Origin of the sequence: Neoroseomonas soli (assembly GCF_018129065.1) — a bacterium.
Classification (GTDB): domain Bacteria; phylum Pseudomonadota; class Alphaproteobacteria; order Acetobacterales; family Acetobacteraceae; genus Neoroseomonas; species Neoroseomonas soli.
Genome location: NZ_JAAEDM010000022.1, coordinates 1 through 24,806 on the forward strand (window position 1 = coordinate 1; position 24,806 = coordinate 24,806).

The 24,806-nt window shown below is 68.3% G+C and carries 24 protein-coding genes and 1 pseudogene; 13 read left to right on the plus strand and 12 right to left on the minus strand.

Annotation, left to right across the window (positions count from 1 at the left end; genetic code table 11):
- Positions 1-486: 486 nt before the first annotated feature.
- Complete coding sequence (locus GXW76_RS10430) at positions 487-1,113, plus strand: sigma-70 family RNA polymerase sigma factor (RefSeq protein WP_211861958.1); 627 nt, start codon at positions 487-489, stop codon at positions 1,111-1,113.
- A gap of 113 nt (positions 1,114-1,226) precedes the next feature.
- Here the strand turns inward: GXW76_RS10430 and GXW76_RS10435 are convergent, their stop codons facing one another.
- A complete protein-coding gene (locus GXW76_RS10435) occupies positions 1,227-1,742 on the minus strand; it encodes a PRC-barrel domain-containing protein (RefSeq protein ID WP_211861959.1) in 516 nt (171 codons plus the stop codon).
- A gap of 232 nt (positions 1,743-1,974) precedes the next feature.
- Here GXW76_RS10435 and nhaA point away from each other — a divergent pair, with 232 nt between their 5' ends.
- Positions 1,975-3,402, plus strand: coding sequence for a Na+/H+ antiporter NhaA (gene nhaA / locus GXW76_RS10440; protein WP_211861960.1), 1,428 nt, complete (start codon positions 1,975-1,977; stop codon positions 3,400-3,402).
- 1,041 nt (positions 3,403-4,443) lie between these two features.
- On the opposite strand, the gene GXW76_RS10445 is transcribed toward nhaA, so the two are convergent.
- A complete protein-coding gene (locus tag GXW76_RS10445; RefSeq protein ID WP_211861961.1) occupies positions 4,444-8,745 on the minus strand; it encodes a chemotaxis protein CheB in 4,302 nt (1,433 codons plus the stop codon).
- A gap of 211 nt (positions 8,746-8,956) precedes the next feature.
- Here GXW76_RS10445 and GXW76_RS10450 point away from each other — a divergent pair, with 211 nt between their 5' ends.
- The 4 genes from GXW76_RS10450 (at position 8,957) to GXW76_RS10465 (ending at position 12,975) form a co-directional block, all read left to right on the plus strand.
- Complete coding sequence (locus GXW76_RS10450; protein WP_211861962.1) at positions 8,957-9,811, plus strand: metalloregulator ArsR/SmtB family transcription factor; 855 nt, start codon at positions 8,957-8,959, stop codon at positions 9,809-9,811.
- A gap of 2 nt (positions 9,812-9,813) precedes the next feature.
- Positions 9,814-10,857 (plus strand): ArsJ-associated glyceraldehyde-3-phosphate dehydrogenase, encoded by a 1,044-nt coding sequence (locus GXW76_RS10455; protein WP_211861963.1) that lies wholly within the window; start codon positions 9,814-9,816, stop codon positions 10,855-10,857.
- 1 nt (position 10,858) lies between these two features.
- The gene (gene arsJ, locus GXW76_RS10460) at positions 10,859-12,112 is read left to right on the plus strand and encodes an organoarsenical effux MFS transporter ArsJ (protein ID WP_211861964.1); all 1,254 of its coding nucleotides are present in this window, start codon (positions 10,859-10,861) and stop codon (positions 12,110-12,112) included.
- A gap of 200 nt (positions 12,113-12,312) precedes the next feature.
- A complete protein-coding gene (locus tag GXW76_RS10465; protein WP_211861965.1) occupies positions 12,313-12,975 on the plus strand; it encodes a Crp/Fnr family transcriptional regulator in 663 nt (220 codons plus the stop codon).
- A gap of 9 nt (positions 12,976-12,984) precedes the next feature.
- Here the strand turns inward: GXW76_RS10465 and GXW76_RS10470 are convergent, their stop codons facing one another.
- Both GXW76_RS10470 and GXW76_RS10475 read right to left on the minus strand, forming a co-directional pair.
- Positions 12,985-13,563, minus strand: coding sequence for a UbiX family flavin prenyltransferase (locus GXW76_RS10470; protein ID WP_211861966.1), 579 nt, complete (start codon positions 13,561-13,563; stop codon positions 12,985-12,987).
- The gene (locus GXW76_RS10475) at positions 13,560-15,089 is read right to left on the minus strand and encodes a UbiD family decarboxylase (protein WP_456307103.1); all 1,530 of its coding nucleotides are present in this window, start codon (positions 15,087-15,089) and stop codon (positions 13,560-13,562) included. Before GXW76_RS10475 ends, GXW76_RS10470 begins: the two co-directional genes overlap by 4 nt.
- 108 nt (positions 15,090-15,197) lie before the next feature.
- Here GXW76_RS10475 and ubiT point away from each other — a divergent pair, with 108 nt between their 5' ends.
- From ubiT to GXW76_RS10510, 7 genes and pseudogenes are all read left to right on the plus strand, one after another.
- Positions 15,198-15,740, plus strand: coding sequence for a ubiquinone anaerobic biosynthesis accessory factor UbiT (gene ubiT, locus GXW76_RS10480; RefSeq protein WP_211861967.1), 543 nt, complete (start codon positions 15,198-15,200; stop codon positions 15,738-15,740).
- On the plus strand, positions 15,731-16,711 hold the full coding sequence (gene ubiU, locus GXW76_RS10485; protein WP_211861968.1) for a ubiquinone anaerobic biosynthesis protein UbiU: 981 nt from the start codon (positions 15,731-15,733) through the stop codon (positions 16,709-16,711). Before ubiT ends, ubiU begins: the two co-directional genes overlap by 10 nt.
- The gene (gene ubiV, locus GXW76_RS10490; RefSeq protein WP_246514094.1) at positions 16,708-17,598 is read left to right on the plus strand and encodes a ubiquinone anaerobic biosynthesis protein UbiV; all 891 of its coding nucleotides are present in this window, start codon (positions 16,708-16,710) and stop codon (positions 17,596-17,598) included. Before ubiU ends, ubiV begins: the two co-directional genes overlap by 4 nt.
- Positions 17,595-18,302, plus strand: coding sequence for an MOSC domain-containing protein (locus GXW76_RS10495; protein WP_211861969.1), 708 nt, complete (start codon positions 17,595-17,597; stop codon positions 18,300-18,302). Before ubiV ends, GXW76_RS10495 begins: the two co-directional genes overlap by 4 nt.
- A 22-nt stretch (positions 18,303-18,324) precedes the next feature.
- Positions 18,325-19,521, plus strand: coding sequence for a cytochrome P450 (locus GXW76_RS10500; RefSeq protein WP_211861970.1), 1,197 nt, complete (start codon positions 18,325-18,327; stop codon positions 19,519-19,521).
- Positions 19,421-21,148, plus strand: coding sequence for an aldehyde dehydrogenase (locus GXW76_RS10505; RefSeq protein ID WP_246514095.1), 1,728 nt, complete (start codon positions 19,421-19,423; stop codon positions 21,146-21,148). The genes GXW76_RS10500 and GXW76_RS10505 overlap by 101 nt, the downstream gene beginning before the upstream one ends.
- Before the next feature lie 66 nt (positions 21,149-21,214).
- Positions 21,215-21,364: pseudogene (locus GXW76_RS10510) on the plus strand (transposase); the annotation flags it as partial.
- Positions 21,365-21,366: 2 nt separating this feature from the next.
- Here the strand turns inward: GXW76_RS10510 and GXW76_RS10515 are convergent.
- The 8 genes from GXW76_RS10515 to ccoO are packed head-to-tail and all read right to left on the minus strand — an operon-like array spanning position 21,367 to position 24,806.
- Positions 21,367-21,630, minus strand: coding sequence for a DUF6522 family protein (locus GXW76_RS10515; RefSeq protein WP_211861971.1), 264 nt, complete (start codon positions 21,628-21,630; stop codon positions 21,367-21,369).
- Positions 21,631-21,635: 5 nt separating this feature from the next.
- Positions 21,636-21,869 (minus strand): hexameric tyrosine-coordinated heme protein, encoded by a 234-nt coding sequence (locus tag GXW76_RS10520; protein ID WP_246514097.1) that lies wholly within the window; start codon positions 21,867-21,869, stop codon positions 21,636-21,638.
- Positions 21,826-22,041 carry a cbb3-type cytochrome oxidase assembly protein CcoS gene (gene ccoS / locus GXW76_RS10525; protein ID WP_338150934.1) on the minus strand — a complete coding sequence of 72 codons (216 nt, stop codon included), beginning with the start codon at positions 22,039-22,041 and terminating at the stop codon, positions 21,826-21,828. The genes GXW76_RS10520 and ccoS overlap by 44 nt, the downstream gene beginning before the upstream one ends.
- Positions 22,038-22,841, minus strand: coding sequence for a DUF2189 domain-containing protein (locus GXW76_RS10530; protein ID WP_211861973.1), 804 nt, complete (start codon positions 22,839-22,841; stop codon positions 22,038-22,040). The genes ccoS and GXW76_RS10530 overlap by 4 nt, the downstream gene beginning before the upstream one ends.
- Positions 22,842-22,852: 11 nt before the next feature.
- Positions 22,853-23,017, minus strand: coding sequence for a hypothetical protein (locus GXW76_RS10535; RefSeq protein WP_211861974.1), 165 nt, complete (start codon positions 23,015-23,017; stop codon positions 22,853-22,855).
- Complete coding sequence (gene ccoP / locus GXW76_RS10540; RefSeq protein WP_211861975.1) at positions 23,014-23,907, minus strand: cytochrome-c oxidase, cbb3-type subunit III; 894 nt, start codon at positions 23,905-23,907, stop codon at positions 23,014-23,016. Before ccoP ends, GXW76_RS10535 begins: the two co-directional genes overlap by 4 nt.
- Positions 23,904-24,074 (minus strand): CcoQ/FixQ family Cbb3-type cytochrome c oxidase assembly chaperone, encoded by a 171-nt coding sequence (locus GXW76_RS10545; protein ID WP_211861976.1) that lies wholly within the window; start codon positions 24,072-24,074, stop codon positions 23,904-23,906. The genes ccoP and GXW76_RS10545 overlap by 4 nt, the downstream gene beginning before the upstream one ends.
- A 15-nt stretch (positions 24,075-24,089) precedes the next feature.
- Positions 24,090-24,806 carry a cytochrome-c oxidase, cbb3-type subunit II gene (gene ccoO / locus GXW76_RS10550; protein ID WP_211861977.1) on the minus strand — a complete coding sequence of 239 codons (717 nt, stop codon included), beginning with the start codon at positions 24,804-24,806 and terminating at the stop codon, positions 24,090-24,092.

The window sequence follows — 24,806 nt, forward strand, 5'->3', positions numbered from 1 at the left end:
CGGTCCAGGAGCCAATTGAGCGATACCTGCCCCTCAGCAAGCATGGCATCGAGCATGGCTTCCAAGGCGAAGGAGGTGGGCGGGCGCAGGATCATTGCGCCGCCAACATAGGCACGCGCGGCGGTCTGCCAGCAATCGATCGTGCCTCGCTGGGCGAAGGCCATCGATCGGCTTGCGAGACCGCTCGCCGAACTAGAGCAGATCCCGATCAGCTGGACTCACCTGATCGGGTGAAGATGCTCGCAAGAACAAAGGCCTGGAGCGGTGTTCGTGAGCCGAGGCGAACGGAAACCGCTCTAGGTAGAAGCCGATCCTTCCGCGGCTGCTTCGCCGGTGGATAGATGCGTCCTTGCGATTGCCTGGCCCGAGCGGCACGCCGTCAACGGCTGGCGATTACGCACCTGACGGACATAGGCACAAGACGACTCTTCGTCAGCGCCGGCGGACGTCATCTCATCATCGATGCGTTGAAAGAGGAGAGTGGCCATGAGGCCGCTTCGAACACCCGACGCCCAGTTCGGCCAATATCCGCCGGCGCTTGCGCTGGATCGGCCAATGCCTTCCGTCAAGGACGAGTTGTTCCTGGTGCTGCCGTCCCTGCGAGGCTACGCCAGGGCCCTGACCCGCAATCATCACGACAGCGAAGACCTGGTTCAGGATTCCATTGTCCGTATTCTGGCCGCGGCGGATCGGTTCCAACCAGGGACCAACTTCCGTGCCTGGGCCTTCACCATCGTGCGCAACCGCTTCCTCTCCGCCTTGGTGGCGAGCAAGCGGCGGTTCGTATGTCTGGATGACGTGGATCTGGACACTGCGCGCAGCGCGCCCACGCAGATGCATGGGCTCGAGCTCCAGGATCTGCGGCACCAGTTCGATCTTTTGCCAATCAAGGCGCAACTCGTCTTGCGGCGTGCTGCCGACGACAATGTTGCGTATGCAACATTCGCGAAGGATGCCTGTTGCAGCGTGAACACCATCAAGAGCCGGGTGCATCGTGCGCGTGCCGCAATGCGCAAGCGGTTGCAGTCCGCCTACCAGCCAGCCCGCGCGGCAGGCCACGCGCGGACCACGGCTTCATCGGGACGTCCTCTCCGGCTCATTGTCGGCGCTTAGAAGGCCGGAGACGGGCTGTGGAGACCCGAGGCTCATCCGAACCTCAAAACCCGCAGCGTCGGCGCCCTGGACGACGCTGCGGTGCGTTCACGCGGGTGCGACGTTAGGTCGGATCAGCCACGGGGCTCGTAGGCGAAGGCCGGCCGTGCAGCGAGGTTCTCCTTCGTGGCACTGTTAAGGTGCCAACGGCTCGTCTGTTGATTGTAGGTCAAATCCCGCAGCGGCACTGTCACCAGACGAGAGCCCATGCCCAGGAACCCGCCAATCGAGAGCACGGCCGTCGGTCCGGCTGGATCGGTCCCAAGGATCAGGTCATCCACGGAGCCGATCGAATCACTCCCGCTATTGTAGACGGTGGAGCCGACGATGCGGCTCGTCCGCTGCTCTGACGATGCGTGCGTCGGCATCGGTGAGAGACCTGCCGCGGTGGTGGTGGGCGCAATCACGACGGACGGAGCGGGCCGCGTGGTGGTGGTCGAGGAGGGGATTCCGGGCGCGGCCGGTTGCATCGGCGTCGCCTGCGTGGCGGCGGGGGGACGCGTATCGGCAGTCTGCGCGTAGGCCAGCATTGGCACAACGAGCATCGCGCTGCAGGCGGTGGCTTTCAGCATCAGGATGCGGGAGGTCATGGGTGGTATTCTCCGGGAGGTCGCTGGTCGGCGGATAGGCCGATCGAAAGAGCAACCGGCGCAGACCTCTCAGGTTGCCTGGGCTCGGATAGAGTTTTGAACCGTGCAGCGATCCCGCACCGGCCCCCACATGATCGCCTACGACTGACGAAGCGCGTGAGGGCCGACCAGGCGTGCTGGAATCGACGTACCGCAAGGTGCCACCGTCCTGCAGCGACCAGGTGTCATCACCATGTTCCAAGCCTACGCAACGGAGTCAGCCGGCTTGGATCAGGACCAGAAGGCAGACCCTCGGCTCGGGCGATTGCCCAGGGAGCCCATCGACCGGTTCACCAGGCCCCTCGCGCGGTTCCTGCGGATCGAGACTGTCAGCGGCGCCGTCCTTCTCATCGCTGCCATGGTCGCCTTCGGACTGTCGAATTCGGCGTGGGCCGATGGCTTTCTGGCCTTTTGGGACACACCCATCGGCCTGCGTACCGGCTCCTTCCAGTTCCAACGCCCGCTTCGCGACTGGATCAACGATGGCCTGATGACTTTCTTCTTCTTCGTCGTCGCGCTCGAACTCAAGCGCGAACTGGTTGTCGGCGAGCTTAGGGAGCCACGCATCGCCGCATTGTCGATCGCTGCGGCAGCAGGCGGCATGCTGGCGCCGGCGGCGATCTACCTCGTGCTGCAATTCGGCCAGCCTGGCGAACATGGTTGGGGCGTCGTCATGGCGACCGACACGGCCTTCGTCATAGGGTGCCTGGCGCTGCTGGGGCAGAATGCGCCGCGGCGGCTGCGCGTCTTCCTGCTGTCCCTCGCGGTGGTTGACGACATCGGCGCCATCCTGGTCGTCGCGATCGGCTACAGCAGTGGCGTCGGCTGGATCGCGCTCGCGGTCGGCATCACGGGCCTCGCGGTCGTGTATGGCCTGAGGCAGCTCGGCATCCGGAGCGTGCTGGTCTATGTGCTGGCGGGCATCCTGATCTGGCTTGCCATTGATGCCTCAGGGATCCACCCCACGGTTGCCGGCGTGGCGCTCGGTCTGCTGACGCCGACGCGCGGCTGGGTCAGCGACCGGCGCCTGCGCGCCATCCTACGTCGCGTTCTCGCCTATCCACCCGGCAACCATTGGAGCGGGGATACCGAGGACAGGAAGTTGCTGCGCTCGGCTGGCAAGGCGGCGCGGGAAGCACTGGCACCGGTGGAGCGACTGGAATTGATCCTGCATCCCTGGGTGGCATTCGGCGTCATGCCGCTGTTCGCACTGGCCAATGCCGGTGTGCATATTTCCCTCGCCGGTCTTGCCAATCCGGTCACCTTGGCCGTGGTGATCGGCTTCACTTTTGGCAAACCGGTCGGAATTCTGGCCTTCGCCTGGCTGGCGGTACGCTTGAGCGTGGCCGTGCGACCGACGGCTCTGGGCTGGGGCGTCATGGCCGGCGGCGGCATGCTCGCTGGCATCGGCTTCACCATGGCGCTGTTCATCGCCGAGCTTGCCTTCAAGGACGAGCTTCTCGAAGCCGCGAAACTTGGCATCTTCATCGCGTCCGTCATCTCGGCGGCGGGGGGATTCTCGCTGCTGGCCTGGCTCGGCCATCGTGACCGCGATCGTTCGGCCATGGCGAGAGGTGTGGATGCCCAACGGCACGAAATGATGCTTCCCCGCGCCCTGTGATTCCGAGGTGTGCATCACGACCTGCCCTGTGCAGGCACATCACTTGCGGCCGCGCTGTCCGCAGCGAGGCGTGAGAATGCGTCGGGCCACGACCGGCAGCGCGCTGTGTCCGTCAATCACAGGAGAAAGCAATGGCCAAGGGTCAGAAGCGGAACAACCGGGAGGCGAAGAAGCCCAAGCGACCCAAGGTGAAGGTCATCGCTGCTGCGTCGCCTTTCGCAGCCACACGGGCGCAGGCGGCACTCCCGCCTGCGCGGAAGGCTTAGAGACGAGGCATCAGCAGGCCTCGATCGACGGAACGCACGAAGGGACACACGGCCCGGTGACGACGTCGTGACGTTTCTTTGTGCAGCATGACGACGAGCATGCCGATGTCTTGCCATGCGAACCTAGGGCTCGAACGACGCCACGGTGCAGATGTGGGTTGGTGTTCGTGAAGAATGCGCCGGTCCCGGGGGGCAATACGAGACCGGCGCAGCCGGGAGTTTCTGGAGCGGCGTGAACGTCAAACCGCCCAGCGACGCCCGGCAACCTGCTGCATCTGGAAAAGGATCTGGCGATTCATGAACGGCATCCCAAGGACCCGGCGGGTGCACCTGCATCAATGCGGGGATGCCAACGCGTGAACTGAGGCTTCATCGCCTGAACGACCAAGGGTGAAAGAGATCGCAATAGGGCTCCCGTACCGGCGGCTCGCACGACGTCCCAGCATTCGCGCGACTTCACCGAGCGTCACGGTGCCCGCAAACGCGCGTGAGACGACCGAATGGTCAAACACGATCCTCAGCAGGCTGTCGGTGGGCGAGCACGATTGCAGCTGCGTCATGGCGATCTCCAGGATCCTGCGAGCAAATGAGGCCGATCGCCGAGCGACACGGCCGCGGTGCGGCCACGAATGCCCCGGGGTCATCGACCGGAGTCGTGGTCGGCTCTGCGGCGACCTCGGACGGCCCTCATCAGTGCCGGCAGGGCCAAGAGACGCCGACCTACGCATACATGCCAGCCTCGGAAACTACCTAACCTCGGAGCGCCGCCGGCGAATCATGGCTGCGCAGCCGCGGCCAGCGCCAGCCGCGCGAGGGCCGGCAGCGACGCAGCCCCGGTCTTCTGCATGATCGCCGCACGATGGTTCTCAACGGTGCGCTGGCTGATGCCGAGATCCGCGGCAATGTTCTTGCTGGGGTGCCCGGCGAGGACACGGTCCATCACCTCGCGCTGCCGTGCCGTCAGGCTAGCGATACTGTTCGCTGCGCTGTCATGCCAGGCAAGACGCTTGCTCGAATCCCGCGCCAACTCGAGGGCCCGGCCAATGCTGGCGAGCAAATTGTCGCGGCTGACAGGCTTCTCGATGAAATCCACTGCACCCGCCTTCATGGCCTGCACGACCATCCTCGCATCGCCGTGGCCGGTGATCATGATCGTGGGCAGCCGGTGGCCCGCGGCTCGGAACCGATCCAACAGCTCCAGGCCATCCATCCCGGGCAGATGGACGTCGAGCAGCACGCACCCCTCAACACCAGGCCGATAGGCTTCGAGGAATGCCTTGCCGCCAGCGTGATCCTCGACGTGCATGCCCGCATCCTCGAGCACGGCACGGATGGCGGCGCGCACCTGGCTGTCGTCGTCGATGATGAAGACGGTCTGCGATACCGCATCGGTGGTGCGCGGCAGCGATCGCGTCGACACCAGAAGTTGCTGAATCGCCTCGGTCAATTCGGGCAGCTTCACGGGCTTGTGCAGCCGCACGCAGTCCAGCAGGGCGATTTCACGGAGCGAGCCGGTCGAGATGTCGCCTGTCAGCATGATGGCCGGCACCGGATGATGCAGCCTTTCCCGCAACTTCGTCGACAGTTGCAGGCCATCCAGGCCGCCTGGGAGGTTGTAGTCCAGGAGAAGCAGATCCGGGCGAAGTCCTCCACTCGCCACCAGTTCCAGTGCCGCGCTGCCGTCGGGTGCCGCGATCACCTGATGACCTTCTCCCTCCAATACCCGGGTCAGGAGGTCGCGCACCTCGGGATCGTCCTCGGTAAGCAGGATCACGCCACTGCGGCGCGTGCCGTCTGCGTCACCGGCCTGCGACGTGTCGTGCGGAGGAAACACATCGGCGCCACCGAGAGCCAGGGCCACATCGATGCTGAAGACCGAGCCCCGACCAGGTGCGGAGCGAACGCGCACCGCATGGCCGAGCATCAAGCCCAAGCGCCGGACGATCGACAGACCAAGCCCAAGCCCGCGGTTGCGCTCGCGTGCGGCATTATCGATCTGATGGTACTCGTCGAAGATCGCCTGCTGCTCGTCCGGCGCGATGCCGATCCCGGTATCCCAGACTTCGATGCGAAGCATTCCGGCGCTGCGACGGCAGCCGAGCAGCACCTTGCCTTGCCGAGTGTACTTGAACGCGTTCGATAGCAGGTTGCGGATCATCTGCTCGAGCAGCCGGCGATCGGTGCAGACTGATAGGCTGCAGGGCACCACACGCAGTGCCAATCCCTGAGCGCGAGCGTGATACGTGAATTCCTCGTGCATCCGAACAAGGATTTCGTTCACGGGAACGCTTGTGATCTGCGTGGTCACTGTCCCTGTCTCGATCTGATTGATGTCGAGCAGCGTGTTCAGCATGTTGGACATCGCGCTCAGGGTCGGATCCAGCAGGGCCACCAGATCCTGCCCTGGCTTACCCTGCACGGCCTTTGCGAGCAGGCCCTGCAGCAGCACCAGCGTCTGGAGCGGCTGCCGGAGGTCATGGCTCGCCGCGGCAAGGAAGCGTGATTTCGCGACGCTGGCCTGTTCGGCTTGATGCTTGGCGGCCTCCAGCGCCGCGGTTGCGTGCTTGCGTTCGGTGGTGTCGGTGAAGGTGATGACGACGCCCTCCACGCGGCCATCGTGAGTGCGATAGGGCTGGATGCGCCGCATGAACCAACCACCGTCCTGGCCCTGGATCTCGCGGCCGTTCGGGACCGCCGTTGTCAGCACCGCCTGTGCATCGGCCAGGAGGGTCTCGTCGGTTGCCAGGGAACGCAGATCGGCAAGCGGCCGCCCGACATCGCCCGGGATGACTCGAAACAGCGCCCTCGTGGCGGGCGTGAAGAAGCGGATCCGGAGGCTCGGGTCGAGGAAGATCGTCGCCACATTCGTGCTGTACAGCACGTTCTGCAAATCGTCCGAGGTGGTGCGCTGCCGTTCGAGTGTTTCCTGGAGTTGGCCGTTGAGCGCCGTCAGTTCCTCATTCAGCGACTGCAGCTCCTCCTTCGAGGTCAGCAGCTCCTCGTTCGCGGATTGGTACTCCTCGTTGATCGAGAGCGCCTCGTCATGGATCGTCTTCTGCTCATCCGCGGCGCGGTCCAGATTGTGGATGGCGGCCTGCAATTCCAGGCGGGTCACCTCGAGCTCCTGCTCGAGCTCGGTGACCCGCGGGAGGTCCTTCGGCCCCGCGGCAGCACGCGGCGCGGCCAGCAGCGTCGGCGCATCAACGAAGCAGATCAGGAACAGCGTCTCGCCATCGTGCAGCACTGGCCGCACGTCGATATTGAATGGCGTTCGCGTGCCGTCCTGCTGCGTGCGGCCGCCAGGAAGGATGACACGTGCCCTTCCTTCACCGGCCTTCTGGATCGCCGTACGCAGCCTGGAGCGCAGAGCCGGTGGAGCCATGGCGAGCAGTTCGTGGGTCGGATGTCCCAGCGCCGGGCGCAGGTATCGGTCTGTCGGACCCAGCGAATAGAGGCAGGCTTTGTTGCGGTCGATCAGGACCGCTGCCGGCGCAAATGCGTCGATCACCAGTCGGCGGCACAGTTCGGCCAATACCGTGGGGCGCATGGTCGCGACGATTGGCCCCAGACGAGCCGCGGCCCGCGCACCGTCATCAGTGGTGCTCGCGACGCGGAGCTCGCCGGAGCGGCTACGGCCGGTGCGGCGATAGATACGCTCCGTTCCGGCAATCGCCACGAAGCCGTCGTCGCCGCTGCCTACCGTCTCCGCACTGCCGAGCAGCAGCACACCGCCAGGGCGCAAGGCGAAGTGAAACAGGGCGATGATCCGGGCCTGTGCCTCCGCGCCGAGGTAGATGAGCAGGTTCCGGCACGAGACAAGGTCGAGGTGCGAGAAGGGGGGATCGGCCAGTATGTCCTGCACCGCGAAGATCACTGTTGCGCGCAGGTCCGGCACGACGCGGTAGCCACATTCCTCCTTCTTGAAGAAGCGGGCGAGCCGCGCGGGAGACACCGCTTCCGTGATGCTGTCCGGGTAGAGACCCTCGCGCGCGCTTGCGACAGCATCCGGGTCGATATCGGAGGCGAAGACCTGTAGCCTGATATCGAGGCCTGTTGCGGCGATCTGTTCCAGAATGAGCATCGCCAGCGAATAGGTCTCCTCGCCGGTGCTGCATCCCGCGATCCAGATGCGGAGGGGACGGTCGGGCGAATGGTTCCGCACGAGGTCCGGCAGGATGGCCGTCTCCAGCGCTTCGAACACCCTTGGATCCCGGAAGAAGCGGGTCACGTGGATGTGCAGGTCCTTCGCGAGGTCCTCGAGTTCGCCTTCATCGCGCCGGAGCAGGTCGAGGTAGCGATCGAGCGCCCTGCGTTCCATCCCCGCCATCGTCATGCGGCGTTCGATGCGTCGCCGCAGGGTGCCCGGCTTGTAGAGCGCGAAGTCCTGCCCGGTCTCGGCGGCCAGCAGGGCGATGATGTCGGGCAGGCAGTCCTTGTCGGCGGCACTCGGCGGCGTGCGATCGCCCGGACGCAGAATAATGCTCGGGATCTCAGCCACCGGCAGGACGAGATCGACCGCACCGGTGGCCATCGCGGCGCACGGCATACCGTCGAAGGCGGCTTCGGCCGGATCCTGCGCGATGACGAGGCCACCCTTGTCCTTCACGGCCCGCGCGCCGAGGCTACCGTCCGTCCCGGTGCCGGATAGGATGATGCAGATGGCGCGCGGGCCATACGCTGCAGCCAGTGAGTGCAGAAGGAAGTCGAATGGCAGGCGCGCACCGTGGCGCGCCTGCGGTGGCGACAGGTGCAACGCGCCGTCCTGGACGGAAAGGTAGGTGCCCGGCGGGATGAGGTAGAGGTGGTCAGGCTCCAGCGCCATGCCGTCGGCCGCCTGACGCACTGTCATCGCGGTGTGCCCGGCGAGCAGGTCCACCATCATGCTCTCATGCGTTGGGTCGAGGTGCTGGATCAGGATGAAAGCCAAGCCATTCATGGCAGGCAGCGCATCCAGGAGTTTGCGGCAAGCGTCGAGGCCGCCGGCCGAAGCACCGATGCCGACAACCGGGAAGGCGGCAGGGTCAGTCCCGAAGGGTGACGATCGCGGCTTCGCCGGATGTGGGATGGGTCCGACCATTCCCCGATTGTCTCTGGTGGTTGCCACGCGATGCGCACGGAAGAGAAGACACCGTAGCACGTCAGGCGCCTTGCGTTTGATCAATCGGCGCGGCCGACCGATCCTGTCCCGAGGTCATACGTAGTTTCCGATCCTTCTGCGTAGGGTTCGCTGACAGTCCGTCACACAAGCTTCACCCGCACAGCCAGATCAATTCGGTAAATCTACGCCCATGGAATTGATGGACGCGGCCACCTGCTTCGATGCTTTGGGTCAGCCAACCCGGCTTGGGCTGATGCGCACGCTCCTCGCCGCCGGCACCAACGGTCTGGGCGCCGGCGAGGTCGCAGAGGCCCTGGGTGTGCCGCCGTCCACGCTGTCCTTCCACTTTCGCGCGCTTGAGGCCGCCGGGCTGATCGCCGCTACCCGCCAGGGCAGGCACGTCATCTATGCGGCCCAGATGGAACGATTGCGGGCGGTGGTGACCTTCCTGGTCGATGCCTGCTGCGACGGCAATCCCGCCCGCTGCGGCAACCTCGGCCTTCTGCTGGACCAGGCCATGGGGAATGCCGCCGTGACACCATCGCTCTTCAACGTCCTGTTCCTCTGCACCCGCAACTCAGCCCGATCCATCATGGCGGAAGCCATCCTGACCAAGCTGGGCCGTGACCGCTTTCGGGCCTTCTCGGCCGGGAGCGATCCGGCGTCGGAGGGTCCGCTGCCCGAGGTCCTCTCCCAATTGAAGGCGATGGGGCATGATGTTTCGTCTCTGCGCAGCAAGAACTGGGATGAGTTCACGGGCCCGGCCGCGCCGAAGATCGATTTCGTCATCGCGCTCTGCGACACGCTGAACGGGCAGGCCTGCCCGGATTTTGGCGCCACCGTCATGACGGGCGCCTGGCCGTTGCCGGATCCCGCCAAGTTTGGTGGCTCCCCGGCGGAGCGGGCGACGCTGCTGAACGAACTCTACGCCGCCCTGCACCGGCGCCTCGCGATCTTCGCGGCCCTCCCGGTTGGCTCGCTCGATCGCATGGCGCTGAAGGCGCGGCTGGATGAGCTGGCTGACCCGCACGCGATGGCGCGCTGACGATGAGGGTCGGAATCAACGGCATGGGTCGCATCGGCCGGCTCGCGCTGCGCGCCGCCATGGGGGCGGCTGACAGGCAGCCCGAGGATCCGCGTGCCGGAAACCGGCTCGAGGTCGTGCATCTCAACGAGATCAAGGGCGGTGCCGCGGCCATCGCCCACCTGCTGGAGTTTGACAGCGTGCAGGGCCGCTGGCGCGCACCCATCACGGCCGAGGCGAATGCCGGGATCCGCATCGGCGCTCACCGCATGACCTATTCCGAGCACGCAAAGCCGGCCGAGATCCCCTGGGGCGATCTCGGCGTGGATGTCGTGCTGGAATGCACGGGGAAGTTCCTGACGCCGGAGACGCTGCAGGGCCACCTCGACCGTGGCGCCAGGCGTGTGATCGTGGCGGCGCCGGTCAAGTTCGACGGCGTGCTCAACGTGGTGGTCGGGGTGAACGAGGCGCTGTACCACCCGGCGCGGCACCCGATCGTCACCGCTGCCTCCTGCACCACCAACTGCCTCGCTCCCGTGGTGAAGGTGGTGCACGAGGCCATCGGCATCCGGCACGGCCAGATCACCACCATCCACGACCCGACCAACACCAACGTCGTCGTCGATGCGCCGCACAAGGATCTGCGCCGCGCGCGCTCCGCCATGCTGTCCCTGCAGCCGACCACGACCGGCAGCGCGACCGCCATCGCGCTGATCTACCCCGAGCTGAAGGGCAAGCTGAATGGCCACGCGGTGCGCGCCCCGGTGCTGAATGCCTCGCTCACCGATTGCGTGTTCGAGATGAAGCGGGAGACGACCGCCGAGGAAGTGAACGCGCTGTTCGCCGCTGCGGCGGCTGGGCCGCTGGCCGGCATCCTGGGCTGCGAAACCCGCCCGCTGGTTTCCGCCGACTATGCCCGCGATACCCGCAGCTCCATTGTGGACGCGCTCTCCACCATGGTCACGGACGGCACGCTGCTGAAGGTCTATGCCTGGTACGACAATGAGATGGGCTATGCCTGCCGCATGGTCGACCTGGCCTGCCACATGGCCGCGGTCGGAATCTGAGATGAGCAGCGGCGCCATGCCATCCGCCAATGCGTCGGGCACCCGCAACTACGCGATCGTGACGGCCGCCTATTGGGGCTTCACGCTGACCGATGGCGCGCTGCGGATGCTGGTGCTGCTGCACTTCTTCCGCCTGGGCTATTCGCCCTTCACACTGGCCTTCCTGTTCCTGCTCTACGAGGCAGCCGGCATCGGCGCCAACCTGATGGGCGGTTGGCTCGCCACCCGCTTCGGCATCGCGCGCATGCTGGCGGTTGGGCTGACCACGCAGATCCTCGGCTTCCTGATGCTGTCCGTGATGTCGCCAGCCTGGGGCGCGGCACTCTCCGTTGCCTGGGTGGTGGCGGCGCAAGGCGTCTGCGGCGTGGCGAAGGACCTCACCAAGACCGCGAGCAAGTCTGCCATCAAGCTGACGGCCGGCGACGCCTCGGGCCGACTGTTCCGCTGGGTCGCCTTCTTCACCGGCAGCAAGAATGCGATGAAGGGGGTGGGGTTCTTCCTCGGCGGGCTGCTGCTGCAACTGCTCGGCTTTCGCGGCGCGCTGTGGGCCATGGCGGCGATGCTCGGCGTCATCCTGGCCGGCGTGGTGCTGTCGCTGCCACCGCTGATGGGCAAGGCCAATGCGTCGAGATCCGCAAGGGAGCTGTTCGCCAGGAACCGCGGCGTGAACCTGCTGGCGGCGGCGCGGGTGGTGCTGTTCGGCGCGCGCGATGTGTGGTTCGTGGTCGGCCTGCCGGTGTTCCTCTATGCGTCGGGCTGGACCTTCACGATGGTCGGCGGCTTCCTCGCGCTGTGGACCATCGGCTACGGCGTCGTTCAGGCCGCGGCACCGGCGCTGGTCCGCCGCAGCTCGGATGGGTTGAGCACCGAAGTCCCTGCCGCGCGTCTGTGGTCCCTGCTGTTGGCGGCCATTCCCTTGGCGCTGGCCGCGGCGGTGATGGCGGGTGTCGCGCGGCCGGACCTGGTCGTGGTGGTGGGGCTGGCGGCGTTCGGCTTCGCCTTCGCGGTGAATTCCTCGATCCACTCCTACCTGGTGCTGGTGTATGCCGGATCGGAGAAGGCGGCAGAGGATGTCGGTTTCTACTATGCCGCCAATGCCGCGGGGCGCTTCGGCGGGATTCTGCTGTCCGGCCTGCTCTATGGCTGGGGCGGGCTGACCGCCTGCTTGCTGGGCTCCGGCCTGATGCTGGCAAGCTGCTGGCTTGTGACACTCTGCTTGCCTACGCGCGGGACGGAAACCCCCGAGGCAGCCTGATACGGCCTGCGGAACCGGCCCTTCATCGGAACCCCGACAACCCCGATCGGAAAGGGCTCCGAGGCAGTCGGCCAGCGAAGCCTTCCATGCAATAAGAAGACTACTCCTCCATCCCTTCCAGGCCATCGCCATCAATGTCGACCATGCCCGCCAACGCCTCAGCCGAACCCGCCCGCGCGGACCCGGCTCGGTTGCGCGGAATGCCTCTGTTCGGCGGGATCGGGCCCGTTGCGATCGGGGAAATCCTCCGGCTCGGGCGGTTGCAGGACGTCCGGCGCGGCGCGACGCTGTTCGCCCAGGGCGCCGCCGCAACCAGCCTCCACCTGCTGCTCGAGGGCTTTCTCAAGGTGGTGCAGACCGGCCCCGACGGCCGCCAGATCGTGGTGCGGCTTGTCGGCCCGCGGGAGCCCGCCGGCGTGCTTGCCCTGCTCGGCCCGGATCAGACCTACCCGGCCACGGTGCTGGCCGTAGCGCCGAGCGTCGTGCTGACCTGGGCCGGCGCGGCCCTGCACGACCTGCGCGAGCACCACACGGCGCTCACCCTCAATGCCATGCGTGCCCTCGGCTCCCGCACGCAGGAGGCGCATGCGCGGCTGCGTGAGGCCGCCGGCGATCCGGTGGAGCGGCGCCTCGCCGCCACGGTGCTGCGCCTGGCTGCCCAGATCGGTGCGCGTCTCGAAGACGGTTCCATTGCGATAGCGGCGCCGCTGGCGCGACAGGATCTCGCGGAACTCGCCGGGACCACGCTGGCCACGGCGAGCCGCGTCCTGAGCGCCTGGAAGCAGGCCGGGATCCTCGGCGGCGGCCGCATGCGCCTCGTCGTGCGCGATCGTCGCGCACTCATGCGCCTGGCCGGGGCCTGATATGGCGCGCTACGGCGCCCACTCCTCGGCGAGCGGCGGCAGGTCGAGCGCGAGCAGGTCGATCGCCCGCCGCGCCATGTGGTCCACGATCGCTCCAACGCTGGCGGGGCGGCGGTAGAAGGCGGGCACCGGTGGGGCCATGATGGCGCCGATTTCGGTTGCCGCCACCATGGCGCGCAGATGTCCCAGATGCAGGGGCGTCTCGCGCACCATCAGCACCAGGCGCCGGCGCTCCTTCAACTGAACGTCCGCCGCGCGCACCAGCAGATTGTCGGACGCACTTGCCGCAATCGCCGAGAGCGTGCGGATGGAACAGGGTGCGACGATCATGCCCGCGGTGCGGAAGGAGCCGCTGGCAATGCTCGCACCGATATCCTCGACCGGATGGCGGTGCGTCGCCAGGCCGGTGATGCGCGCGAGCGCCGCCGGGCCGGATTCCTGCGCGAGCGTTCTCTCGCCGGCCCGGGAGACGACGAGATGCACCTCGCACCGCCCGCTGCGCGCCAGCAGCTCGATGACCCGCTCGCCGATCATGGCGCCCGAGGCGCCGCTGATGCCGACCACCACGCGCAGCGGGGCCGTGCTCATGCCGCGCGCTCCGGCGCGGCGCCGCGCGGCGGCAGGCCGAGCCGCGACCACACGGCATCCACGCGCGCCACCACTGCCGGATCCATCTCCAGCACGCGGCCGAACTCACGCTCCGTCTCGGGCCCGATCTTCACCGTGGCGTCGATGCCGAGCTTGCCGCCGAGCCCCGCCTTCGGCGAAGCGAAGTCGAGATAATCGATCGGCGTGCCGTCGATGCGCAGCAGGTCGCGCGAGGGATCGGACCGCGTCGCGACCGCCCACATCACATCCGCCCAGTCCCGTACGTGCACGTCGGGGTCCACCGCGATCAGCATCTTCGTGTAGGTGAACTGCGGCAGCAGCGACCACAGGCCGAGCATCACCCGTCGCGCCTGGCCCGGATAGGACTTGCGCAGCGCCACCACGGCGATGCGGTAGGAACAGGCCTCCGGCGGCAGCCAGATGTCCGTGACTTCGGGGAAGTGCCGCCGCACGAAGGGCAGGAAGAGGGGGTTCAGCGCCTCCCCGATGCGGGAGGGCTCGTCGGGCGGCCGGCCGGTGAAGGTGGAGAGATAGACCGGCCGCTCCCGCATCGTGACGGCGCTGACGCGCATCACCGGGAAGTCCTCGACCGAATTGTAGTAGCCGGTGTGGTCGCCATAGGGGCCTTCGGGCGCGGTCTCGTCCGGGGCGACATGGCCCTCGATGACGATCTCCGCCTCCGCCGGGACCTGCATAGGGATGCTCGCGCAGCGCGCCAGCGCCGGCCGCTCCCCGCGCAGCAGGCCGGAGAAGGTGATCTCCGACACGGTCTCCGGCAGCGGCAGCGCGGCGGCCAGGATGGTGGCCGGGTCGGCGCCGATCACCACGGCGACAGGCATGGGCTGGCCGCGCGCCTGCCACATCCGGTGGTGCCGCGCGCCGCCGCGCTGCGCGAGCCAGCGCAGGATCGCGCGGTCCCGCCCGAGGACCTGCATGCGATAGACGCCGAGATTGTAGTCCTCGGGCGACTCGCTGTCCGGCGGGCGGGTGACGACGAGCGGCCAGGTGATCAGCGGCGCCGGCTCCCCGGGCCAGCAGACCTGCGCGGGCAACTGGCCGAGATCCACCGCCGCGCCGCGCCGCACCAGCGCCTGCACGGCCGGGCGCGTCACCTCCCGCGCGCGCATCGTGAGCGCGGCCCGCGCCAGGGGCAGCTTGCGCAGCACGTCGGTCAGGCCCTGTGGCGGGCGGGGCTCGCGCAGCTCGGCCAGCACATCGCCGAGGCCCGGCAGTCCGGCTGGCCGCACGCCGAGCCCCCAGGCCACGCGTTCCACCGTGCCGAACAGGTTGACCAGCACCGGCATGTCCGAACGCGCGCCATCGGCCCGCGCGACGTTCTCGAACAGCAGCGCCGGGCCGTCTTCCGCGAGCACGCGGCGGTGGATCTCGGTGATCTCGTGCACGGCGGATACCGGCTCGGCGATGCGCCGGAGCTGCCGGCGATCTTCCAGGAAGGTCATGAAGGCGCGCAGGTCGCGGAAGGGGGGCAGGTCTCGGCGCGGCACGGCGATGCTCCGGCAAGGCGGCGCCTGTCTGCCCGCCGACCCGCGGCGCGTCTTTGTCGGCCGACAAGGACGGGCGGCGGGGACGGCAGTATCGAAGCCGCGATGCCCATGAACGCGCCTGCGGCGGCGACCCTGCCGCCCCTGCTTCAGGCGGCGCTGCGGCCGCTGCCGCTGGCGCCGCTGGACCCGTTGCTCGGCCTGGTGCTGCGCGCCGTGCTGCGGCGCCACCCCGCCATCTTCGACAGGCTGGGCGGGCACGCGCAGAAGAGCTTCGGCCTGCGGCCGACCGACCTGCCCTTCGCCCTGGTGCTCACGCCATGCCCCGAGGCGCCGCGCATCGCGGCGGTGCGGTCGCTGCCGCGCCACGGCCTCGATGCGCGGATCAGCGGCCCGCTGCGCGCCCTCGTGGCGCTCGCGGAGGGGGAGATGGACGGCGACGCGCTGTTCTTCTCCCGCACGCTGACCGTGGAGGGCGACATGGAGGCAGTGCTGGCACTGCGCAATGCGATGGACGGGGAGGGGCTCGACCTGGTCCGCGACGTCGCCACCGCGCTGGGCCCGCTCTCGCCGCTCGCGGAGCGCCTGGGCATCAGGGGCCGGCGCCTGCTGGACCGGCTGTCACGCCCGCGGGGGAAGCCGGCATGGAGCTGATCTGCCCCGCCGGCACGCCGGCGGCCTTTCGCCAGGCGGTGGATGCCGGCGCGCACGCCGTCTATTGCGGCTACCGCGGCGAGACCAACGCCCGCAACTTCCCCGGCCTCAACTTCAGCCACGCCGAGATGCGCGAGGCGATCGCCTATGCCCATGCGCGCGGCGCCAGGGTGCTGGTGGCGATCAACACCTTCCCGCGCGCCGGCGCGCTCGATCTGTGGCACCGCGCGGTGGACGAGGCGGTGGCCGCCGGGGCCGACGCGCTGATCCTCGCCGACATCGCCGTGCTGGACTATGCCGCGCGCACCCATCCCGCGCAGCGGCTGCACGTCTCGGTGCAGGCGGCAGCGGCGAACCCCGAGGCGGTGCGCTTCTACGTCGAGGCCTTCGGCGTGCGGCGCGTGGTGCTGCCCCGCGTTCTCAGCGTGGCGGAGATCGCCGCCATCACGCGCGCGGTGGCACCCTGCGAGACGGAGGTCTTCGTCTTCGGCGGCCTCTGCGTCATGGCCGAGGGGCGCTGCTCGCTTTCCTCCTACGCGACCGGGCAGTCGCCCAACATGAATGGCGTCTGCTCTCCGGCCGGGCATGTCGCCTACCGGCAGGACGGCGCGACGCTCGTCTCACGCCTCGGCGACTTCACCATCAACAAGTTCGCCGAGGGCGAGCCCGCCGGCTATCCGACGCTGTGCAAGGGCCGCTTCGCCACGCCACGCATGGATGGCTACATCTTCGAGGATCCGGTCAGCCTCGATGCGGCGGAACTGCTGCCGGCGCTGGGCAAGGCCGGCGTCACCGGCCTCAAGATCGAAGGGCGGCAGCGTGGCCGCGCCTATGTGGAAAGCGTGGTGCGCGCCTTCCGCGCGGCGCTGGATGCGCTGGAAGCGGGCCGCCCGATCGTCTCGCCCGGCCTGCTCTCCCTGACCGAGGGGCAGAGCACGACGCAGGGCGCCTATCGGAAGACCTGGCGATGAGGCTCACCCTCGGCCCCGTGCTGTTCAACTGGGCGCCCGAAGCGTGGCGCGACTTCCACTTCCGCATCGCCGACGAGGCGCCGGTGGATCGCGTGATCATCGGGGAGGTGGTGTGCTCCAAGCGCTCGCCCTTCTTCGCCGATCATCTTCCCGAGGTGGCGGAACGGCTCGCCGCCGCGGGCAAGGAGGTGGTCTTCGCCTCGCTGGCGCTGGTGACGCTCGAGCGCGAGCGCCGGGCCATCGCCGAACTCGCCGCCGACGATGCGATCCTGATGGAGGCGAACGACGTCTCCACCCTTCGCGTGCTCGCCGGACGGCCCCACCTGATCGGGCCCTTCGTGAACGTCTACAACGAGGCCACGGCGCAATGGCTCGCCGCGCGCGGAGCGCGGGCAATCTGCCTGCCGCCGGAACTGCCCGGCACCTCCATTGCCGCCATCGCCGCTTCCGGCGGCGTGCCGCTGGAAGTCTTCGCCTTCGGCCGCGTGCCGCTCGCCATCTCGGCGCGCTGCTACCATGCGCGCGTGCACGGGCTGCACAAGGACAATTGCCGCTTCGTCTGCGACCAGGACCCGGACGGGATGGGCGTGGAAACGCTCGACCACGAGCCATTTCTCGCGGTGAACGGGTTGCAGACCCTCTCGCACCGCTGCGCCAGCCTGATCGGGGACATTCCGGCGCTGCGCGGAATGGGGGTGGCATCGCTGCGCCTCTCGCCACAGCATTGCGACATGGTGGCGGTCGCACAGGTGTTCCGGGACGTCGCGGATGGCCGGATGGAAGTCGCGGCGGGCCGCGCCGCGCTGGCGGGGCTGTTCCCTCTCGCGCCCTTCTCCAACGGGTTCCTGCACGGTCGCGCGGGCGTGGCGCAGGTGGGCACGGCGTGAGGGCGGGTGGCGCGCCGGGCGTCGCCGCCGTCCTGACCGGCCGCGCCTTGCCCTATGCGCGGCCCGGCGCCCGGAGCGCCATCGCCAAGCATCCGCGGGGGGGCGCCGTCGCCGTGGGGCTGCTCGGCCTCGATGGCGACGAGCAGGGCGATCCGCGCCACCATGGCGGGCCGGAGAAGGCGGTGCATCTCTATGCGCTGGACCACTATCCCGTCTGGCGCGCCGCGCTGTCGGGACAGCCCCCGGCACTGGCGGTCCTAGCCGCACCCGGCGCCTTCGGGGAGAACCTGGCGGTCACGGGCCTCGACGAGGAGACGGTCTGCCTCGGCGATGCCTGGCGCCTCGGCACCGCGGTGCTGGAGGTAAGCCAGGCGCGGCAGCCCTGCTGGAAGCTCGACCATCGCTTCGGCGTGCCGGGCATGGCGCGCCTCGTTCAGGAAAGCGGGCGCACCGGCTGGTATTGCCGCGTGGTGGTGCCTGGCGAGATCGCGGCGGACGACGTGCCGCGGCTCGAGCGGCGCCCGCAGCCAGGATGGCCGCTCGCGAGGTTGCTCCGGCTGCTCTATCGGGACACGCTGGACCGCAGCGCGCTGGCAGAGGCGGCGGCGCTGCCGGAACTCGCCGAAGGTTGGCGACGCCTGTTGGCCCGGAGATTGGAACGGGGCGACGTCGAGGATTGGCGGGCGCGCCTCGATGGCAGGTGAGGCGCGGGCGAGGTCAGGCGGCATGGGCAGCAGCACGGACAATGAAGCGGCGCACCCGGATCGGCCCGATTGGGATCCGCGCTCGCGTGAGACGCTCGACGACCAGATCGCGGCCTATGACGCGCTGCGCCGGCGCTGCCCCGTTGCGCGCAGCGACTACCTGAACTGGTCGTTCCTGACGCACGCCGACGTCATGCGCGCGCTTCGCGATCACGATACCTACAGCAACGCGGCGTCGACGCATCTCTCGGTCCCCAACGGGATGGATCCGCCGGAGCACACCTTGTTCCGCCGGATCATCGAGCCGTATTTCGCCCAGGATGCGATGGCTGTATTCGAACCGGCCTGTCGGGGCATCGCGGACGCCGTCGCGGCAAGCCTGCCATCGCGCGGCGAGATCGACCTTGTTCCCGCCGTGGCGGAGGATTTCGCCCTCAAGGTGCAATGCGCCTTCATGGGGTGGCCGGCCGAGCTGCACGAACCACTGCGGGCCTGGGCCCGGCGCAATGCGGAGGCGACCCTCGCGCGGGACCGGACGGAGATGGCCAACGTCGCGCTGGAGTTCGACGCGCATATCCGCGGCTTGCTGAAGATACGCCGCGACGCGGGCGAGCAGGCGCAGAACGACGTGACGACGCGGCTGATGCGGGACAGCGTCGACGGGCGGCCGCTGACCGAAGCCGAGATCGTCAGCATCGTCCGCAATTGGACCGTCGGAGAGGTCGGGACCATCACCGCCTCGATCGGAATCATCATCCACTACCTTGCCGAGCGTCCGGCGCTGCAGGACCAGTTGCGCAGGATGCCGGCCGCGTTGCCGGCGGCGATCGACGAGATCCTCCGGATCCATGCGCCGCTGATCGCCAATCGTCGCGTCACTACGCGCCCCGTCGTGGTCGGTGGACGCAGCATCCCGGCGGGTCAGCGCGTCACCCTGATCTGGGCGTCGGCCAACCGGGATGAGGCCGTCTTCGGCGATCCCGACGTCTTCGACCCCGACCGGAACGGGCCGCAGAATCTCCTCTACGGCGCGGGCATCCACGTGTGCCCCGGCGCTCCGCTCGCGCGCCTGGAACTCCGGCTGATAATCGAGGCCTTGCTTCGGCGGACGCGACGGATTGCAGCCATGCCCGACAGACTGCCCGTGCGCGCCGTCTATCCCGGCAGCGGTTTCACGAGCCTGCCGCTTTGGATCGACTGCGTCGAGGACGCCTGCTGAAACCGCTGCGGGCGCGTGCTGCGGGGACCGCTCCAGGCATGACGGCCGTGCATTGCCACCTGATGGACATCTCGGCGAAAGCGTTCTCAGATCGCTGCCGCTGCGTCGCCGCGGCCATCGTGACGTGCATGCTCTCCGGGGAAAGTCGGACATGAAGACCTACGGCCATTTCATCGACGGGGCCTATGTGGAGCCCACGGGCGGCAAGTGGATCGACAGCCTCAATCCCTACACGGGAGAGGCCTGGGCCCGCATTCCGCAAGGCTGTGCCCAGGATGCGGACCGGGCCGTCCAGGCGGCCGCCAAAGCGATGCACGAAGGCCCGTGGGCGGGCATGAACGCCTCGACCCGTGGAAAGCTGATGCTTCGGCTCGGCGAACTGATCGCCGCGAATGCCGAACGGCTGGCCGAGGTCGAGGTGCGGGACAACGGCAAGCTCCTGGCCGAGATGCTCGGCCAGGTTCGCTACAATCCGGAATGGTGGCGCTACTTCGGCGGCCTTGCCGACAAGCTCGAAGGCGCAGTGGTTCCGATCGACAAGCCGGACATGTTCGCCTTCACGCGGCACGAGCCCGTCGGCGTCGTTGCGGCATTGACGGCCTGGAACTCGCCGCTGCTGTTCATCGCCTGGAAATGCGCTCCCGCACTTGCGGCCGGCTGCACGGTCGTGGTGAAGCCGTCGGAGTTCGCGTCCTGCTCCACGCTGGAGTTCGCCGCCTTGACCAAGGAGGCGGGCATCCCCGATGGCGTGTTCAACGTCGTCACCGGTTATGGGCCGGAAGTGGGGTCGGCCCTCGTCGAGCACCGGGATGTTGCGAAGGTCACTTTCACCGGGTCGGACGCGACGGGCGCGCGCATCTATGCGCAGGCGGCGAAGACCATGAAGCGTGTCTCGCTCGAGCTCGGCGGAAAGTCGCCCAACATCGTCTTCGACGACTGCGACATCGATGCCGCGATCGCCGGCGTCATCTCCGGGATCTTCGCGGCGACAGGCCAGACCTGCATCGCGGGATCCCGCGTCCTGGTGCAGAACTCGATCAAGGAGCGGTTCACCGAGCGGCTGGTGGAGCTTGGGCGGACGGCGCGGAAGGGCGATCCGATGCTGCCCGACACCAATATCGGGCCCGTCACCACCGCACCGCAGTACCGCAAGATCCTCGACTACATCGAGATCGCGAAGGCGGAGGGCGCACGCTGCATCCTGGGCGGGGGGCCGGCGCCGGACCTGCCTGGCGGCCAGTTCGTGGAGCCGACCATCTTCGCCGACGTGACGCCGGACATGCGCATCGCCAGGGAAGAGGTTTTCGGCCCGGTGCTGTCGATCATCGGCTTCGATGATGAGGCGGAGGCCGTGCGCATCGGGAACGACACGATCTACGGGCTCGCGGCCGGCGTCTGGACGAAGGACATCGGCCGTGCGGTGCGGATGTCGGCGGCGCTGAAGGCCGGCACGGTGTGGGTCAATACCTATCGGGCGGTCAGCTACATGATGCCTTTCGGCGGCATGAAGCATTCGGGCATCGGCCGGGAGAGCGGGATCGAGGCGGTCCGCGAGTATCTCGAGACCAAGAGCGTGTGGATCTCGACAGCGCAGGGCGTGCCTGCAAATCCATTCGTCATGCGATGACGCATCACGCCCAACGCCGGTCCCGGAATTGAGCGCCGCACCGTTCGCGGCGGCGCTCCTTTCGGATCATTCGCCCTGCACGGCCTGCGCGGCGTGCAACTCGTCATCGCCGACGCCCATGAGGGGCTGAAGGCGGCCGTGCGGCGCGTGCTGCACGCCATCGCACAGCGCTGCCGGGTGCACGTCATGCGCGACGCGACCGCGCATGACGGCAAGGGTCAGGTTCCTGGCTCGCGCCCTGGTGGCCGTGCAATCACCACGCGGGAGAGGATCCTGCCTTCGCCATCCACCGTCAGTCGCAGCACGCGCCCGTGGTGGGAGAAGATCAGGCGGTGGCGCCCCTCATGCTCGTCGATCCCCTTTTCGCAACGGCTCGTGAGGATGCCCTCCCGCAGACTTCGGAAGACCTCGGCCGTGTTCACATGGAAGGCGCGGGCGAGATCCTCGGCATCGACGACGAAGGCCTCGCCGTCGACATGCACGGCGCTCACCTTGACCCCCGCCAATGGTCGTTGGCCGCCGCGATGGTCGCGAAATTCGTGGCCACGACCTGCGAGACGGCAATCAGGGAATCCGCATCCTCGGCGTAGTCCGGTCGCAGGCGGTCGCGCACGGCGGCGTCCGGCTGCGTGGATTTGATGGCCATGCGGGAGAGCTTGATCGCGAGTTCGAAGCCCTCAGTCGGCGTCGCCGTGGTGAGCGTCGGCAACCAATTGTCCATGGCGGTGTCCTTTCCGGTGGGGGTTGGGTTCGATGCACGCATCGGTGAACAGGATCCGCGATGCGGCGCCTTCAGGATCGTTGAACTGGCCGTGTTCCAGCGCCCAGAAGAAGGCGCCGAGCCCGATGAGCCCCATGCCGATCGACAGAGGGATGAGGATGAACGGGATCACCGCCGGGCATCCTCGGCGCCGATCGCGCACCAGGCATGCCAGGTGCCGTAGCCGAGCACGGGGAACACGATGACGAGCCCGAGCAGTCCCGTCGCGGCCGATAGCGCCAGGCCCGCGACGATGATCACTCCCCAGACGAGCACGGGTCTCAGGTTCTGGACCGTCATCGCGAAGCTCATGCCCATCGCAGTCAGCGCATCCCGCCGCCCGGCCAGCAGCATCGGGATCGAGAACAGGCTTGTGGCGAAAGCGAAGGAGGCGAAGAGCCCGCCCACCGCGCTGCCGACGCCGATCAGCGCCCAGCCCAGCGGTGTGGTCAGAACGTTTCCGAGCGCCTCCGCAGCCCCCGGGAACGGCGCGAGTCCGAAGAACAGCGCATAGAGAAGGTCCGCCGCGCGCAGCCAGAACACCACCAGAAGTCCGAGCATCAACCCCGCATAGGCGACCTGCGCGCCGGATGCCGGGCGAACCAGGACCATGCCGCGCAGGCTGAGGTCGCGGCTCTCCATGCGGGCGCGGCTCTTCGCATAGAGCCCGAGCGCCAGGAACGGCCCCACGATCAGGAAGCCGGCAATCGCCGGCAGGGCCAGGTAGAGCAGCCCGGCCGCACGGAGCGCGGCCAGCACGATGAGCGACAGCGACAGCAGGAACAGCCCGTAGGCCAGGCTCGGTCCCGGCGCCGCCCGATAATCCGCCCATCCTGCCGCGAGCCAGCCGAACGCCGCATGTGCCGGCAGGTGGCGCGCGAAGGCCGCGGGGCGGCGGCGGGGTGGATTGAGGGCGGGCAGCGGTCTCAGCATCGGGCCTCCCTTCAGCAGGCCGGGCGCGCCGGCGGCTTGCCGGGCGCCGGCTGCACGCAGTCGGACATCGAGGTGAAGGCCACCGTCACGAGATGGATGTTCGCCGCGAGGAACCCGCCGACGACGATCACCGCGGTCAGGATGGCGAGCCGCTTCTGCGCGCGCGGTCCGATCATGGGGCCTCCGCGCGTTGGCCGTTTGCGCCGAGTCGGGAGACATAGACCGCGAGGAGGTTGATCTCGGCCGCGCTCAGCCGATCGGCCCAGGACGGCATCACCCCCTGCCGGCCGCCATGGATCGTGGCGAGGACCGTCGCCCTGTCGCCGCCATAGATCCAGCGGCCGCCGGCGAGCGCGGGCGCGCCGGTCCCGAGGCCTCCGCTGCCGGTCTCGCCGTGGCAGGCGACGCAGTTCTCGGCGAAGGCCTGCGCCCCGGCGTGGTGCTGTCCGGCTGCGCCGCCCGGGAGGGCGAGCACATAATCGGCCACGGCCTGCACCACCTCGCGCGGCAGAAGGCCGTCGCGCCCGAAAGCCGGCATCTGGGAGACGCGGGTGTCGGGATGTCCGCTGTTGATGCCGACGCGCAGCGTCTCGACGATGGCGGCAGGCGAGCCGCCCCAAAGCCAGTCGGCATCGGTCAGGTCGGGGAAGCCGGGACCGCCCGTGGCGCGGGTCCCGTGACAGGCGGCGCAATTGTCGGCGAAGAGCCGCCGCGCCGCGGGCATGGCGCGCGCCATCAATGCCGGGTCGGCTGCGAGCGCATCGAGGTCGCCCGCGGCGAAACCTGCCATCCAATCGTCGCGGGCCTTCTCCAGCGCCGCGAACCCCTGCATGGCGACCTGTCGCTGATCTAGACCGAGGACCCCGCGCGTGTAATCGCGTCCGATCGGCCAGGCCGGCAGCAGCACCCAGGCGATGACGGAATACAGGAACGTCAGCGCCAGCGCCCAGATGACGATACGCGGGAACGGCGTATTGAGCTCCCGGATGCCGTTCCAGTCATGGCCTGTCGTCTCGTAGCCGGTGACGGGATCGATCTCCGCGTCGTGATGCTTCTCCGCGCTCATGGGCTGCCGCCCGGCACGCCGCTGTCGGCGAGGATCGAACGCGCCGCCCGCTCATGGGCGGCCTTGCGGCTCGGCCTATAGGCCAGCACCACGACGATGGCGAAGAAACCCATCATCCACAGCAGGCCGAAGGTCTTGGCGATGAACACCAGCATGTCGTGGGTCACGCGAGCCTCCTCTGCCTAATGCGGATCGTGGGCTGCCGTCGTCAGCCGGCCGAGGGATTGCAGATACGCCACCACCGCATCCATTTCGGTCAGGCGCGTCGGGTCGCCGCCGAAGGGGCGGACCGCCACGCGCGCGCCGTAGCGTTCCGCGACGCCCGTCGCGCCCGCACTGTCGGGGCGCGCCTGCGCCAGCGCGTCCTGCGCGGCGTTGGCGATCCTCTCCCGCGAATAGGGCACGCCGAGGCGCGCGAGCGTCGCCATCTGCGCGGACAGGGACGATGTCTCGAGCGGTGTGGCCGCGAGCCAAGGGTAGGCCGGCATGATCGAGGCAGGCACGACAGCGCGCGGGTTCACCAGGTGCGCGGCATGCCAGGCATCGGAGTACTTCTCCCCGATCCGCGCGAGGTCCGGGCCGGTGCGCTTCGACCCCCAGAGCATCGGATGGTCGTAGGCGGATTCCGCGGCGAGGGAGTAGGGGCCGTAGCGATCGATCTCGTCGGCGAGGGTGCGCACCATCTGGCTGTGGCAGGCGTAGCAGCCTTCGCGGATGTAGATCTCCCGCCCGGCGAGTTCGAGCGGCGTGTGCGGGCGCAGGTCGGCGGGCGCTTCGAGCGTCTCGTCGATGGTGAACAGCGGGGCGATCTCGACCAGGCCGCCGATCGAGGCCGCGACGATGATGGCCGCGACCAGTCCCATCGAGACGCGTTCAAGATTGTAGTGCAGCCGCAGCAT